General features: G+C 71.4%; 15 protein-coding genes. 7 read left to right on the forward strand and 8 right to left on the reverse strand.

All coding sequences use genetic code 11. From position 1 onward, the window contains the following. Nucleotides 1–22: 22 nt before the first annotated feature. The 4 genes from M8542_RS23625 to M8542_RS23640 all read right to left on the reverse strand — a co-directional run bounded on the left by M8542_RS23625 (nt 23) and on the right by M8542_RS23640 (nt 2,887). Complete coding sequence (locus M8542_RS23625; RefSeq protein ID WP_308210278.1) at nt 23–358, reverse strand: DUF2252 family protein; 336 nt, start codon at nt 356–358, stop codon at nt 23–25. Continuing rightward, complete coding sequence (locus tag M8542_RS23630; RefSeq protein WP_257922393.1) at nt 274–504, reverse strand: hypothetical protein; 231 nt, start codon at nt 502–504, stop codon at nt 274–276. Before M8542_RS23630 ends, M8542_RS23625 begins: the two co-directional genes overlap by 85 nt. 10 nt (nt 505–514) lie before the next feature. Next, nucleotides 515–1,591 carry a DUF6801 domain-containing protein gene (locus M8542_RS23635; RefSeq protein ID WP_257922394.1) on the reverse strand — a complete coding sequence of 359 codons (1,077 nt, stop codon included), beginning with the start codon at nt 1,589–1,591 and terminating at the stop codon, nt 515–517. Nucleotides 1,592–1,660: 69 nt separating this feature from the next. Beyond that, nucleotides 1,661–2,887: a DUF6801 domain-containing protein gene (locus M8542_RS23640; RefSeq protein ID WP_257922395.1), complete on the reverse strand. Its 1,227-nt coding sequence runs from the start codon at nt 2,885–2,887 to the stop codon at nt 1,661–1,663. Between the two features lie 311 nt (nt 2,888–3,198). On the opposite strand from M8542_RS23640, the gene M8542_RS23645 reads away from it, so the two are divergent. Beyond that, a complete protein-coding gene (locus M8542_RS23645; protein ID WP_257922396.1) occupies nt 3,199–3,762 on the forward strand; it encodes a hypothetical protein in 564 nt (187 codons plus the stop codon). Continuing rightward, nucleotides 3,759–4,943, forward strand: a complete 1,185-nt coding sequence (locus M8542_RS23650; protein WP_257922397.1) for a lipase family protein — start codon at nt 3,759–3,761, stop codon at nt 4,941–4,943. Before M8542_RS23645 ends, M8542_RS23650 begins: the two co-directional genes overlap by 4 nt. Here M8542_RS23650 and M8542_RS23655 read toward each other — a convergent pair whose 3' ends face one another. Then, on the reverse strand, nt 4,944–5,540 hold the full coding sequence (locus M8542_RS23655) for a hypothetical protein (RefSeq protein WP_257922398.1): 597 nt from the start codon (nt 5,538–5,540) through the stop codon (nt 4,944–4,946). Between the two features lie 38 nt (nt 5,541–5,578). Between M8542_RS23655 and M8542_RS23660 the strand changes: the two genes are divergently transcribed. Beyond that, on the forward strand, nt 5,579–6,112 hold the full coding sequence (locus M8542_RS23660) for a GtrA family protein (RefSeq protein WP_257922399.1): 534 nt from the start codon (nt 5,579–5,581) through the stop codon (nt 6,110–6,112). On the opposite strand, the gene M8542_RS23665 is transcribed toward M8542_RS23660, so the two are convergent. The 3 genes from M8542_RS23665 to M8542_RS23675 all read right to left on the reverse strand — a co-directional run bounded on the left by M8542_RS23665 (nt 6,002) and on the right by M8542_RS23675 (nt 9,383). Continuing rightward, nucleotides 6,002–6,688, reverse strand: a complete 687-nt coding sequence (locus M8542_RS23665; protein WP_257922400.1) for a GNAT family N-acetyltransferase — start codon at nt 6,686–6,688, stop codon at nt 6,002–6,004. The two genes, M8542_RS23660 and M8542_RS23665, sit on opposite strands and share 111 nt — an antisense overlap. Nucleotides 6,689–6,877: 189 nt before the next feature. Beyond that, on the reverse strand, nt 6,878–8,116 hold the full coding sequence (locus M8542_RS23670) for an IS30 family transposase (protein ID WP_257922401.1): 1,239 nt from the start codon (nt 8,114–8,116) through the stop codon (nt 6,878–6,880). A gap of 73 nt (nt 8,117–8,189) precedes the next feature. Continuing rightward, nucleotides 8,190–9,383 carry a PucR-like N-terminal domain-containing protein gene (locus M8542_RS23675; protein WP_257922402.1) on the reverse strand — a complete coding sequence of 398 codons (1,194 nt, stop codon included), beginning with the start codon at nt 9,381–9,383 and terminating at the stop codon, nt 8,190–8,192. A 196-nt stretch (nt 9,384–9,579) separates the two neighbouring features. Here M8542_RS23675 and M8542_RS23680 point away from each other — a divergent pair, with 196 nt between their 5' ends. The 4 genes from M8542_RS23680 to M8542_RS23695 all read left to right on the forward strand — a co-directional run bounded on the left by M8542_RS23680 (nt 9,580) and on the right by M8542_RS23695 (nt 13,616). After that, nucleotides 9,580–10,788, forward strand: coding sequence for a PucR family transcriptional regulator (locus tag M8542_RS23680; RefSeq protein WP_257922403.1), 1,209 nt, complete (start codon nt 9,580–9,582; stop codon nt 10,786–10,788). 136 nt (nt 10,789–10,924) lie between these two features. Beyond that, a complete protein-coding gene (locus M8542_RS23685; protein WP_257922404.1) occupies nt 10,925–11,122 on the forward strand; it encodes a hypothetical protein in 198 nt (65 codons plus the stop codon). After that, nucleotides 11,119–12,042 (forward strand): alpha/beta fold hydrolase, encoded by a 924-nt coding sequence (locus tag M8542_RS23690; RefSeq protein WP_257922405.1) that lies wholly within the window; start codon nt 11,119–11,121, stop codon nt 12,040–12,042. Before M8542_RS23685 ends, M8542_RS23690 begins: the two co-directional genes overlap by 4 nt. A gap of 383 nt (nt 12,043–12,425) precedes the next feature. Continuing rightward, nucleotides 12,426–13,616: a PucR-like N-terminal domain-containing protein gene (locus M8542_RS23695; RefSeq protein ID WP_257922447.1), complete on the forward strand. Its 1,191-nt coding sequence runs from the start codon at nt 12,426–12,428 to the stop codon at nt 13,614–13,616. Nucleotides 13,617–13,677 lie beyond the last annotated feature (61 nt).

Below are 13,677 nucleotides of genomic sequence, written 5' to 3' on the forward strand. Positions count from 1 at the left end.
AGGTCGGAGGTGTTGCCCGCCGTCAGCCGTTGGCTCGCCTCGTCGCCGGTCCCGTGGAACTCCCCGATCCTCTGGGCGTATTCGGCGACGAAGGTGCCGACGTCGGTGGCATCCGGCTCGCGCTGCGCCCGTTCGCGCCCCCGGCGAGCGCGATCGAGACGGCTTCGCGGCGCAGCTCTGACGTCCACGAACGGCGCCAGGTGCCGTCGGTGTCGTCGAGGGCGAACTGTTCCTCGTTGTCAGCGCTGGTGTTCTCCAGGTGCGCGTCGCCGGTCAGCCACACGTCGCCGCCCGCGGTGGCGTACGCCGACTTCGGGAGTTCGCCGCGGTCGCGGTAGCAGAGCGGCGACACGCCCACGCGCTCGACGCGAGCGTCCGCAAGGTCAGCTCGTCGTCGGTCGCGCCGCCGTTGAGGACGTGCAGCGCGTGGTCGCGGTCGTAGACCACCGCCACCGGGTCCCGGGCGAGCCCGGCCGCCTCCGCGGGCGCGGCGGTGGCGAGCATTCGCTCACAGCTACCGGCCCGAGGTGAACCCCGGCCGGCGCGCGGCCAACGTGACGGCGAACGTGTTGCCGTCACTTTGGACCAGCGAGCTCAGGTACGCGGTGAACGCGCCGCAGCCGGTCAGCGCTGGGATCGCGTACGGCCCGCTCAGCGGCCCGCCCGAGGCGAGCGTGAACCCGGCGCCCGTCTTCAGGTCCACCGGGATCGACGCGCTCGCGTGGCAGCCCGCGTCGGCGACCGGCAGCCCGAACAACGTCACCTGCGGCAGCGCCAGCGCGAGCTTCGCGTGCGCGACGAAGCCGTCGCCGGTGATCTCGCCGGTCTGCGGGCCGTCCGGGCTGAACTGCAGGTCGGCCGTTCCGGGCACGAACCCGAAGACCTTGAACTCGGCCCGCGTCCGGTCGAACGCCGGGCTGAACCCCGTGAACGACCCGGTGAGCGGCGCGGTCGCGCCGAGCGCCTTCAACGTCGTCGTGCCGGTGACGCCGTAGTCGCGCGAAGCCGCGCCGACGTCGAAGCTCAACAGCACCGGGTCCTGGCCGGGATCGAGCGTGCAGTCCGAGGTGAACGAGCCGAGCCCGGTGAACGAGCCGTCGGCCTTCTTCGGCGTGAGCCGCGCGCTGAAGTCCCCGATCGTCAGCGTCGTCCGGCCCGCGTTCGGCAGCTGCACCGGCGGGACCGAGCCGGACGCGTTCGTGGTGAACGGCCCCGCCTGCGGCACCGGCGTCTTCGCGACCGTGAGCGGCAGGTTCAGCGGCAGCGTCAGCGGGCCGTTGGCCAGCGTCACCCCTGCGGACGCCGTCCCTTCGATGCTCGCCGCGCCGACCAGGGCCAGGCCGCGGGTGGACTTGTCCGGCACGGTCACCGCGACCGCGAGGTCCGCGGTCGTGAACGTGCCACCCGGCGCCGACGGCACTTCGAACGACGCCTTCACCTCGACGTCGAGCTTCTGCAGGCCGATCAACGGGAACGGGCAGGTGAAACTCAGCTTCTTGTCGATCGGTGTCGACGCCGAAGCGGCGGCCGGGGCCGACACGACCGTCAGGCAGGCGAGGCCCGCCGCGAGCAACCACCGGGCTTTCCGCACGGGCTCTCCCATCTGAGCAGGGCATGGCACCGGCCCCCGCCGCGGCGCGGCGGGGGCCGGTAGTTCGGGTCACTTCTTGGTGAGCACGAGGTCCAGCTTGTTGCCGTCGCTCTTGGCGAAGGCGCTGATGATGTCGTTGAACGGGCCGCAGTTCTGCAGCGCGGACAGCGAGTACGTGCCCGCCAGCTTGCCGCCCTTGAGCAGGTCGAAGTCGGGGCCGGTGGTCATCTCGCTGGTCGACGACGTGGTCGTGCCGCACTTCGGGTCGGTGCTGATCGGGATGCCGAACAGGTTGACCGTGGTGAGGAACGTGTCGAACTTGATGTGCGCCTTGAAGCCGGTGCCCACGAGCTCACCCGACTGCTGGCCGTTCTGCACGACCTTGACGTCCGAGCTGCCCTGGAGGAAGCCGAACAGCTTGAAGTCGGTGTGCGTCGGGTCCAGCTTCAGGTCGCCGGTGAACGTCTTGGCCGACAGGTTGACGTCGGCGTCGAACGAGCCGGTGATCGGCGCGGTGCTGCCGAGCGACTTCAGCGACGTCGACCCGGTGATGCCGAAGGAGTACTTGATGCCACCACCCGGCGGGGTCGTCGTCGGCGGGGTGGTCGTCGGCGGCGTCGTGGTGGGCGGGGTCGTCGTCGGCGGAGTGGTGGTGGGCGGGGTCGTCCCCCCACCGCCGGCGATGGTGATCGTGGCCAGGGTGTTGTTCTGGCCGGCGTCCTGCGTGCAGGGCGCGTCGATCGTGCCGTCCGGCGTGATGCCGGTGACCGAGCCGTCGGCCTTGCGCGGGGTGACCTTGAGCTGCAGGTCGCCGACGGTGATCTTCGCCTGGCCGGGCTGGGTGAACGTCAGCGACGGCGTCTTGCCGGACGCGTTGATGTTCAGCTCACCCGAGGCCGGGATGTTCGTCTTGTCGAGCGTGATCGGGACGTTGACCGGCAGGTTGAGGCTCGGCGCCGCGACGGTCGCGGCGGCTGTCGCGGTGCCCTCGATGGTCGTGGCGCCGATCAGGCTCAGGCCGGCGACGGTGTCCGCGTTGATGGTGGACACCGCCTTGATGTCGAACGCGCCGGTCGGCTGGCCGGTGTTCACCGTGGTCGGCAGGTCGGTGTTGATCACCACCTTCAGCGACTGCGAACCCACCAGCGGCAGCGTGCAGTGGTAGTTCAGCGTCAGCGAGATCGGGTCGGCGGCGCTCGTCTGCGCCCCGAGCACCAGCGCGGTGGCGACGAGCCCCACCGCGGCCGTGGCCGCGGCGGCCGCGACCGTCTTCTTCTTGCCTCTTGGGTGACTCACGATGGTCCTTCCGTGTATCAACAGTGATACGAAACGGCGCTTGTAAATCGCGACCGGACCGTAAGCTAACGAGCGCCGCTGGCGCCGTTCAAGAGCTTTCGGTAAAAAGGTCACACCGGCACCGCAAATTGTCACGCCGGCACGCCACCGGGTCGGCGTTCCTAGCAGGGCAAGGAGAGTTTCCCCAGCGCAGCGGCCCCGCCGAAGCGCTGACGCGCGTGACAAGTCCGCACCGCGGAATGTTGACGCGAGTGCCAATCCGCTTTTCTCTCCTTGCTCGCACACAACCGCGCCGCGTAGCTTCGAAACCCATGAAAAGAATGCACAGCGCGGTGCTCGGCATGGCGGCGGCCGCACTTCTCTCGTGCGCCGCCTGTGGCTCGGACGCACCCGCCGACCCCGGCCGGCACGCCGACCCCGCGGCACTGGCCTGGGCCGACAAGGTCTGCACCGGGGTGGCCGCGGGCTCGGCGAAGCTGTCCCAGCCGCCGGCGGTCGACGAAGCCGACCCGGTCAAGACCCGCGACGCGATGGTCGACTTCCTGGGCCGCCTCGGCTCGGCCCTCGACGACATGGCGGGCGGCATCCGCACCGCCGGCGTCCCGCCCGTCCCGGATGGACAGTCCGCGGTGGACAAGGCCACCGGCAACCTCACCGAGACCAAGACCAAGCTCGCCGAGACGAAGTCCAAGATGGAGCAGGCGAAGGTGACCGACCAGCCGAGCCTGCGCCAGGTCATCTCGGAGGCCGACTCGACGATGGGCCAGCTCGCCGACCCGGAGGGCCCGATCAAGGACCTCAAGGCGAACCCCGAGCTGAACCTGGCCTTCGGCGAGTCCGCGACCTGCAAGCGCGTCTACGGGACCGGCTCGTGATCGCCCGGCGCGTGCCGGCGGTCTTCCTGGCGCTGGCGCTGGCCGGCGTGTTCGCGCCCGCGGCGTCGGCGGCCTCGGAACCCGGCCCCTCGGACGACTCGTTCTACACCCCGCCTTCGCCGTTGCCCGCGGGAAAACCGGGTGACGTCCTCCGCTGGCGGCCGTCGAACGCGGGGCCACGCAAGGGTTCCGTCGACGCGTGGCAGGTGATGTACCTGTCGACGAACGCGCTCGGGCAGCCCGACGCCGTCACCGGGACCGTGCTGGTGCCGAAGAACGCCGACCGCGCGAGCGCGCCGATCGTCTCGTTCGACCCCGGCACGCACGGGCCGGCGTTCGGCTGCACGCCGTCGAAGATGATCGACATCGGCGCGTTCTACGAGCAGCCCGGCCTCGACGACCTGCTCGACGCGGGCTACGCGGTGTCCGTCCCGGACTACGAGGGCTACCAGAGCACGCCCAAGACGACCTACGTCGTGGGCCGCTCCGAAGGCCCGGCGGTGATCGACGGCGTCCGCGCGGCCCAGCGGCTCCCCGCGGCCGGGCTGTCGGCGACGTCGAAGGTGGTCTTCCGCGGGTACTCCCAAGGCGGCGGCGCCGCGGCGTGGGCCGGCGAGCTGCAGCCGACGTACGCGCCGGAGCTGAACCTCGTCGGGATCGCGGCCGGCGGGGTGCCGGCGGACCTCGTCCAGGTGACGCTGCAGCTGGACGGCAAGTTCGGCTTCGGCGTGTTCGCCTACGCGCTGCTCGGCCTCGACCAGGCCTACCCGGAGCTGAAGCTCGACTCGTTCCTCAGCGACAACGGCCGCGCGAAGCTCGCCGAGATGAAGCAGAGCGCGTGCACGTTCGAGCTGCTCACGACGTACGCGAACCAGAAGATCGCGGACTACACGACCGGCCCGGGCTACATCAAGCCCGCGTGGGTCGCGCGGCTGACCGAGAACAAGCTCGGCGGCAGCCCGCCGAAGGTGCCGGTGTTCCAGTACCACGCCACCGGTGACCAGCTGGTGCAGTTCGCGCAGGCCGACAGCCTGCACAAGGCGTACTGCGCGGCCGGGGTGGCCGAGACGTGGAAGACCTACGACACCGACCACATCACGCTGGTCTACACCGGCAACGCCGACGTCCTGGCCTTCGTCAAGGACCGGATCGCCGGGAAGCCGGCGAGCGCGAACTGCTGATCAGCGGTCGCGCCGGCCGTGCGGGTGCTGGTGCTGCCACGAGCTGACCACCGAGCTCACGTACTCCTGCCACTGGTCCTGCGCCGGCGGCGGCGCCGACGTCGTGGGCCGCGCCGGCTTGCGTCCCGCGCCGGCCGGCGCCTCGGTGGTCCGGGCCGGGGTGTCGCGCACCCGGGCGGTCAGCGGGGTCGGCGCGGCGGTCGCGCTCATCGTCTCGACCGCCTCGCTGGAGGCCGGCGGCGGCGCGGGGGCGGAGGCGCCGGGCGGCGGCACGGCGGTCCCGCCGACCTGGTGCGGCTGGAACAGCACGACGGCGGCCAGCCCGAGCGCGACGGCCCCACCGGCGGCGAGCACGTACGGCTTCGTGCGGCGCGAGTCAGCCGGGGGCGCGTCGAGCGGACGTTCGTCGTCGGGTTCGGGGGCGGCCAGCTCGGCGTCGAGGATGGCCAGGGGGTCGGGCGCGGGCTCCGGCTCGGGCCCGGCTTCCTCGGCGAGCTTCGCGTCGAGTTCACCGCGGATCATCAGCGGCTTCGTCTGCGAGAGGTTCACCAGTTCGGCGACCGAGGGGATGTCACCCTCACCGCCCTTGCGTGCCATCGAAAGACCTCCACCCTGGGTCGTCACCTGGAGGAACCATGCCCGAGCCGCGAGAGCTGCTCCGCTTCGCCGTCGTCGGCCTGGCCGCGTACGGGGTCACCCTACTGGGCGACTACAGCCTGAAGCTCACCGTGTTCCGGGAGAAACCGGTAACCGCGCTTTTCTTCGCCACGGTGGCCTCGACGGCGTTCGCGTACCTGCTGTCCCGGCGCTGGTCGTTCGCGAACCGCGGCGGCCACCACCGGGCCCGGGAAGCGTTGCTGTTCTTCGTGGTCAACGCGGGCGCGGTGGCGGTGAACCTGGTGCCACCGCTGGTCTCGCGGTACGTGCTGCGGCTGGAGACACCGCACGTGAGCTACCTGGCGCAGGAGATCGCGGACTTCGTGGCGGGGATGGTGCTGGGCACTCTTTCGGGGACGGCGTTCCGCTGGTACGGCTACCGCCGGTGGGTGTTCCCCCGGTCAGCGCCACCAGTTCGCATCCCCGAGGACATCGAACCCGAGCTTGTCGTAGAGCGGCTTGCCGGCCCGCGAGGCGGTGAGCGTGACGGGCAGGTCGTCGAAGTGCCGTAGGACGGCGAGCATGAGGGCCCGCCCGACCCCTCGCGACCGGTGTTCGGGCAGGGTCGTGACCCAGTAGGCGCCCCCGACCCCGCCGGCGCGCATGGTGACGCAGGCGCCCGCGTCGCCGTGCCGGAAGAAGGTCAGGTCCGGGTGGGCGAGCGTCTCGGGGAAGGCCCCGCCACCTTCGTACTCCTCGAGCGGGAAGCCCCGCACGATGATGTCTTCGACCTCGGCGGCGGTGCTCAGCCGGGTGAGCGCGCCGGGGTCGGCCGCGGGCCCGGGTTCGCGCACCATGACGGGCAGCTGCCGGGCGGTGAACCCGGCGGCGCTGAGGTCAAGCACCCGGAACGGATCCTCGACGACGACGGTCCGGCCCGCCTCGCGTTTTTCCCGGGCGAGTTCGGTCAGTTCACCGTGGCCGGCTTTTGCGGCGGTCGTGACCATGATCCGGAACCGGCGGCCGTCGATGGCGGTGTAGGCGGGACGTTCCCGCACGTCATCGCCCCGCGCCCGGGCCAGGGCGGTCCACATCGCGACGGCGTTGTCGCAGGCCTGCTGCAGCCGTTCGGTGAGCAATCCGGTCATGTCGGGCAGCTTAGGGTGGGGCCGGTCGTGCTCCCAGAGCCAATCAGCGCACGTCGGGCCGGGCCACTTCGAGTTGTCCACAGCCAAGCGCGAATGTGGACATCTCGAGCGCTCACCGCCCGATCCACAGGTTTCGTCGCACCCCGCCGATAGACTGGACCGGGGAACGCCCCCCAGGGAGGGCGGTTTCTAGCGGTCATTGCAACACTGCTGCTGGTGGGTGGTGTTGAGTAACTGTGTCATGCGTTCGGCGGGTGTGTCCCAGTTGAGGGTCATTCTGGGGCGGTCGTTGAGTTCAGTGGCGACGGTATCGAGGTGCGCGGCGGTGTGCACCGAGAGGTCGGTGCCTTTGGGGAAGTACTGGCGCAACAGGCCGTTGGTGTTCTCGTTCGAGCCGCGTTGCCAGGGTGCGTGCGGGTCGCAGAAGTAGACCGGCATGTCCGTGGCCGCGGTGAACTGGCCGTGCAGGTGCATCTCGCTGCCCTGATCCCAGGTCAGCGACCGTCTCAGCTGCGCCGGCAACGTGGCGATCTTCGCGATGAGGGCGTCACGGACCAGGGGCGGGGTGTAGCCCTCGGGCAGGTGCAGCAGCATGACGTAGCGGGTATTGCGTTCGACCAGGGTGGCGATCGCGGAGCGGTTGTGGGCGCCCATGATCAGGTCGCCTTCCCAGTGCCCCGGCACCGCCCGGTCGGCGGCTTCGGCCGGCCGGTCGCTGATCATCACCATCGGGGTGGCCATCCGCGGCCGCCGCTGATCCGGGCGGATATGCGCCCGACGCTCGATGCGGCCGGTGCGCAGCCATCCGGCGACCTCACGCCGCAGACCACCCCGAGCCTGCAGATATAGCGCTTGGTAGATGGTTTCGCAGCTCACATGCCACTCCAGGCGGTCGGGATGGTCGCGACGGAGCCTGCGGGTGATCTGCTGCGGGCTCCACCGCGTGTCCAGCCCATCCTCGACGATGGCCCGCAGCGCCGGATCGGCAGTGAGTTTGCTGGTCTTGGGCCGGGCCCGCCGGGCCATGGCCAGCTCGTGCGCGGCATGGGGCTGGTAGGTGCCATTCGGTTGCTGGTTGCGGTCCAGTTCCCGGCTGATTGTCGACACCGGGCGCCCCAGCTCCGCCGCGATCGCCCGCAGCGAAACCCCGGGCTCGCGGACCCGGTCAGCGAGCCGGATCCGCTCGTCCAAGCTCAAGAACCGCGAGGACACCTCCACCAGCGGCGGCGCTGTGGCCTGGGCCGCCGCCGCCCGCCAGCGTTTCGCGGTCCGGTAATTCACTCCGACCTGCCGGGCCGCTTCTCTGCTGCCAGTTCCCGCTTCCACCAGCGCAAAGTAAGCCACTCGCTCGGCGGTCAACGCTCGGCCACGCCGATGGGGACCACGCACGACACCGCTCAACGCTCGGTCTCGATCTCGGCTGGACATGTAGCAACTCCTGAACACTCAGGTGTTGCAACCACCGCTAGAAACCGCCGAGCGGCGGGGGACCCTTCTCCGCTCAGCCGCCCGGCAAAGCTCGTTCCGCCAGCAGCGCCAGCTCCAGCCGCAGCCGCTCCCCGGGATCATCCAGCCGCGCCCCGAACAGCTCGCCGAGCTTCTTCAGCCTCGCCCGGATCGTCTGCGGGTGCAGCTCCAGCAGCCGGCCCAGCTCCGGGGCCGAGCCGCGCGTCCGGACCAGGGCCAGCAGCGTCTCGGCCAGCTGCTCCCGCCGTCGCTCCGACAGCCCCGCCAGCGGCGCGAGCGTCGACGACGCCAGCTGGGCCGCCAGGAACTCGTCCGCCAGCAGGAGCAGCGTCGTCACGTGGTCGCGGCACCAGACCACCGGGCCCGGCGCGTCCAGGAGCCCGCGTGCGGCCAGGTCCACCGCTCGGCGCGCCACCCGGAACGACTCCGGCGCCGACGCCAGCGGCACCAGTGGCCCGACCGCCGCCGTCCAGCCGGCCGGCAGGCCCGGCAACCCCGCCAGATCCGTGTCCGGCGCCGACGACAGCGCTGCCGGTGGGTCGCCCGACGGATCGGCCGGGACGTGCTCCGGCAGCAGGTCCGGTGGGAACTCCGGGGCTCCCGGCAGCGCCCGGAACGCCACCGCGGCCACCTGGGCCGGCACCCGCAGCCCCGACGCCGCGACCAGACCGTCCACTTCGGCCGGTGTGCGGCCGCCGAGCAGGGCGCGCAGCAGGCGGCGGTGGCGCTCGCCCGTGCCGGACATCGCCGCCTCCGCCGCGCTGTAGCCCTCGGCGACCGCCGCCATCGACGTCTCGACGTCGGCGAACATGCCCTCCGCCGCGCCGTACAGCACGTCGCCCGACAGGCGGGCTTCCCGGGCGATGTCGGCGATCCAGCGCCAGGTCACCCGGCTCGACACGCGCACCGCCGCCTGCACGGCCTCGCGGCTCAGACCATTGTGGAACGCTTCGCGCCCGTGCCCGCGGAACTCGGCCAGCCGGTCGGCCTGCCACATCGCCGGCGTGCCGACGCGGTCGATGTCCCGCTCGATCCCGCGCCGCGCCTGTTCGATCGCGACCGCCCGCGACGGCCCGTGGCCGAAACTCGCGGAATATTCCGGAATCTCGGTGGCGATGACGTCGACGCACGCCCGGGCGATCTCCGGGATCCGCGGGCGCACCGCGTCCCCGAGCTCGTGCGGCAGCCGGGCCCACACCGAGCCGTCGGGAGCAGCGGAACCGCGCATGGGAATTCGGTCCTCCACCGGTAATGAGCAGCTCAGAAAATGGCCCCCACCATCTGACACGGAGCGTAGAACGCGCACCCGTCCGTGTCAAAAGTTCGTGTTCGCGTCACCCTTTCCGGGAACTGGTCGTTGATTTTTCAGTGACACATCCGTCGGATACGCTCTCCTGCGCCCGAACGAACTCGAAGGGGGATTCGTGGTCGAGTACCGCAGCTTCCGCCTGCTGGCCTCGCTGCCGCGCGCGCTCGGCGCGGGCCTGCGCCCGCACGTCGGGCACGCCGCGGCCTCGATGATCCAGGAGGTCCAGCGCACGGTCCCGGCCTACGCCCAGCCGCTCAAGGGCGTGTTCGGGAAGGTGCTGGTCAAGAGCGTCGAGTACGCCGTGCAGCACTGCGTCGACTCGATGGGCGAGCCGGAGCTGTCCCACGAGCACTGGGCCGAGTTCTACCGCGGCCGCGGCCGCATCGAGTTCGCCGAAGGCCGCAACCTCGACGCGCTGCAGGACAGCGCCACGATCGGGGCGCGGGTGGCCTGGCGGGCGATGCACCCCGGCGTCGTCGCCGCGGGGGTCGACCCGGCCGTGATCTCGGTCGCCGCCGAGGCGATCTTCGCCTACGTCGACGAGCTGTGCGCCACCGCGATCGAGGGCTACCAGCAGGCGCAGGCCGAGGCCGAGGGCGCCGTCCCGGTCCGGCGGCGGCGCCTGCTCGAGCTGATCGTCCAGGGTCCGGAAGGCGCCGCGAGCAGCATCGCCGGCCTCGCCGGCGGCGCGGGCTGGCCGCTGCCGGAGACCGCCGCGATGGTCGCCCTCGAACGCGGGCCCGAGGCCGCCGACTTCCCCGCCGATCTGCTCGGCGACGGCGTCCTGGCCGACCTCGACGGCCCGGAGCCGCACCTGCTCACCCGCGATCCCGACGCCGACCTCGCCCCGCTGGAGGCCAAGCTCGACGGCTGGCGGGCCGCGGTGTCGCCGACCGTGCCGCTGGCCGACGCGCCGGCCGCGCTGCGCACCGCCCGGCGTGCGCTGCTGCTCTCGGGCCCGGAGAACCCCGGCCCGATCATCTGGTGCCGCGACCACCTGGCGACGCTCTGGCTGCTCGCCGAGGACTTCCTGGCCGCCGAGCTGGCCCGCCAGAGCCTCGACCCGTTCGCCTCGCTGAGCGAGAAGCAGCGCGAACGGCTCAGCGAGACGCTCCTGGCCTGGTTGGAGACGCGTGGCGGCGCGCCGGAGATCGCGCAGCGCCTCGGCGTCCACCCGCAGACCGTGCGCAACCGGCTGCGGCAGCTGGAGGAGCTGTTCGGTGACCGCCTCAAGGACGCCGACGACCGGCTGGGCATGCAGCTGGCCCTGCGGGCTCAGCGGCTGATGCGGGCGCACCGGCCGGACGGTGAGCGGGAGCGCTGAGCACGCGGTCGAGCGCGCGCACGGGCATCGGCAGCACGCGCCGCCACGGCCGGCGGCCCGGCCGGCCGGGCTGTTCGAGCCCGAAAAGGAAACTCGCGCGGCAGGACATCAGCGCGTCCGGTGCGTCATTGCGACCATGTTCGAGGAATACCCGGATACCACGGGAATGTCGATACTCATTACCGGTGAACCCGGGAAAACCCGCACGCCGGGCCGCCTTTGCGAACCCGTTCTTGTCATGCTCGAAGCGAATTCGGCGGTGGTGTCGTTCGCCACACCGCGGCACGGTGCTCGGATGCCCTATTTTCGGATTTCCGAGAAAGGCGGCCGATGACGTATCAGACGCACACCCTCACCCTGCACGGGCGCCGCGTGCGGCTGCACGAGCAGACGCCACTCACGGGCGCGACCGGGGAAGCGATCGTGCTGCTGCACGGGATCGCGGGCAGCGCCGAGACCTGGCTCCCGGTCCTCGACCGGTGCGCGCCACTGCGTCGCCGAGTGCTCGCGCTCGACCTGCCCGGCCACGGCGAATCCGACGCACCGCGCACGGACTACGGCCTCGGCGCGATGGCGAGCATCGTGCGTGACGTGCTGGCGGTGTCCGGCGTGCGGCACGCGACGGTCGTCGGCCATTCGCTCGGCGGCGGCATCGCGATGCAGTTCGCCTACCAGTTCCCGGAAATGTGCGACCGGCTGGTGCTGGTCGGCAGCGCCGGGCTCGGCCGCGAGGTCAGCCCGGTGCTGCGGGCCACCGCGCTGCCGGGCGCCCCGGTCGTGCTGGCGCTGGCGGTGAACCGCGTGACGCTCGCGATCGCGCGCGCGGCGGCCCGGCTCGGCCGCCGGCTCGGCGAGTCGTTGAAAACTGAAACACGGGAGCTGGCCCGGCATTTCGGCTCGCTGGCCGACCCGGCGCGGCGGCGGGCGTTCCTGGCCATCGCGCGCGGCCTGATCGACCTGCGCGGCCAGCGCGCGAGCGCCGTGGAGAAGCTCTACCTGGCCGACGAGGTGCCGATGCTGCTGGTCTGGGGCGCGCGCGACCCGCTCATCCCGGTGGCGCACGGCCGCCGGACGGCCGAACTGCTGCCGAACAGCCGATTGACCGTCCGGCAAAACGCGAAACACTTTCCACATGTGTCCGATCCGGACGGGTTCTGCCTGCTGCTGAACGAGTTCGTCACGGAGACCGAGCCCGCGCGGCTGACGCTCGACGACGTCGTCACGCGCCTGATGACCGGCGATCGGGCCCGCTGAAAAAAGTTGTCATCCGCGCACCATCCGCCCGAAGCGGAAGTGTCACCTCTCATCGCGCCGTTCCACCCGTTCGGGTGTAGTCCGGACGGGTTACCCCAAAGTCAGCGGAGAACCCGTTGACAGTGCCGTTCACGCGAAATTATGTTGCCTGAGCCACAAAATCCGGACCGGCTTCGCCAACGAAGAGGCCAGTTTTGTTGCCAGCAAGGATAAAACACATGACCGACGTGGACACCGGGTTCGCCGCCGCCGCTGTGCGGGCCGGCCGGCCGAACCCTGGCGAGCGCTCTTCCGGACCGGCGTACCGGCAGCAGTCCGTGTCGGCCGACCGGCCCCGGACCGCCTACCCACCCACCCAGCGGACCTCGGGGGAGGCCCGGCCCGTGCGTGCTTCCGGCGCCATCGGGCTGTGGGCGTCACTCCCCCGCGAGCTGGCGATCCGCTTCAAGCCGCGGGTCGACCCGCTCGCCAGGGCCATCCTGCAGGAGGTCCAGCGCGCGGTGCCCGAGTACCGCCAGCCCCTCGAAGGCGCGTTCGGGCACATCATCACGCAGGGTGTCCGGCAGGCGATCATCCAATGCCTCGACAGTGTCGGCACGCCCGGCGCCGTGCCGCTCGAGACGTGGACGACCGTGTTCCGCAACCTGGGCAAGATCGAGTTCAACGAGGGCCGCAGCCTCGACTGCCTGCAGACGGCCTACCGCGTCGGCGGGCGCGTCGCGTGGCGGCACATCTCGGAGTTCGGGCAGGCCAGCGGCGTCGGCGCGGACACGCTGTGCACCAGCGCCGAGGCCATCTTCGCCTACGTCGACGAGATCTCCGCGCTCTCGATCGAGGGCTACACGGCGGCGCAGACGCGCGCGGCCGGCACCCGGGCACGCCGCCGGAGACGGTTGCTCGAGCTGCTGCTCGCCGACCCGCCGTCGGCGCCCCAGACCATCTCCGCGCAGGCGGCGACCGCGCAGTGGCCGCTGCCGGCCGAGGTCACGGTCGTCGCCCTCGAACCCCGCGCCGACCAGCACAGCCTCGCCGCGCCGGACCTGCACTCCGACGTCCTCGTCGACCTCGAGGGCGGCGAGCCGTGCCTGGTCACCGGTGATCCGGAGAAGCACCTGAAGAACCTCACCGAGCGGCTCGGCGGCTGGCGCGCGGTGGTCGGCCCGACCGTCCGGCTCACCGAGGCGCCGCGGTCGCTGCTGTGGGCGCGGCGGACGTTGAAGCTCGTCCAGCGCGGCGTGCTGCCGGACGCGCCGGTGACGCGCTGCACCGATCACCTGTCCACGCTGTGGCTGCTCGCGGACGAGTTCCTGGTCCGCGAACTGTGCTCGCGCAGCCTCGAGCCATTCAACGACCTCACCCCGAAGCAGCGGGCGCGTCTCGGCGAAACGCTGCTGATCTGGCTGCAGTCCCGCGGCAGCGCCCCCGAGATCGCGAAGAAGCTCAAGGTGCACCCGCAGACCGTGCGGTACCGCATGCACCAGCTGATCGACCTGTTCGGCGACCGGCTCAACAACGCCGACGACCGGCTCGACATGGAAATCGCGCTGCGCGCGGAGGCGCTGCTCGGCTCGTAGGTCCCAGCTCCCTCGACGACGAGGTGGTGAGGTGTGTGACCGGACCGTCCGGCGAATCGAG

The sequence above is a fragment of the Amycolatopsis iheyensis genome, from assembly GCF_024703995.1.
GTDB lineage: Bacteria > Actinomycetota > Actinomycetes > Mycobacteriales > Pseudonocardiaceae > Amycolatopsis > Amycolatopsis iheyensis.

Coding starts and splice junctions, on each gene's coding strand:
- M8542_RS23630 (WP_257922393.1), bottom strand. CDS start 504: ATGCTCGCCACCGCCGCGCCCGCGGAGGCGGCCGGGCTCGCCCGGGAC.
- M8542_RS23645 (WP_257922396.1), top strand. CDS start 3,199: ATGAAAAGAATGCACAGCGCGGTGCTCGGCATGGCGGCGGCCGCACTT.
- M8542_RS23655 (WP_257922398.1), bottom strand. CDS start 5,540: ATGGCACGCAAGGGCGGTGAGGGTGACATCCCCTCGGTCGCCGAACTG.
- M8542_RS23660 (WP_257922399.1), top strand. CDS start 5,579: ATGCCCGAGCCGCGAGAGCTGCTCCGCTTCGCCGTCGTCGGCCTGGCC.
- M8542_RS23665 (WP_257922400.1), bottom strand. CDS start 6,688: ATGACCGGATTGCTCACCGAACGGCTGCAGCAGGCCTGCGACAACGCC.
- M8542_RS23670 (WP_257922401.1), bottom strand. CDS start 8,116: ATGTCCAGCCGAGATCGAGACCGAGCGTTGAGCGGTGTCGTGCGTGGT.
- M8542_RS23675 (WP_257922402.1), bottom strand. CDS start 9,383: ATGCGCGGTTCCGCTGCTCCCGACGGCTCGGTGTGGGCCCGGCTGCCG.
- M8542_RS23685 (WP_257922404.1), top strand. CDS start 10,925: ATGTTCGAGGAATACCCGGATACCACGGGAATGTCGATACTCATTACC.
- M8542_RS23690 (WP_257922405.1), top strand. CDS start 11,119: ATGACGTATCAGACGCACACCCTCACCCTGCACGGGCGCCGCGTGCGG.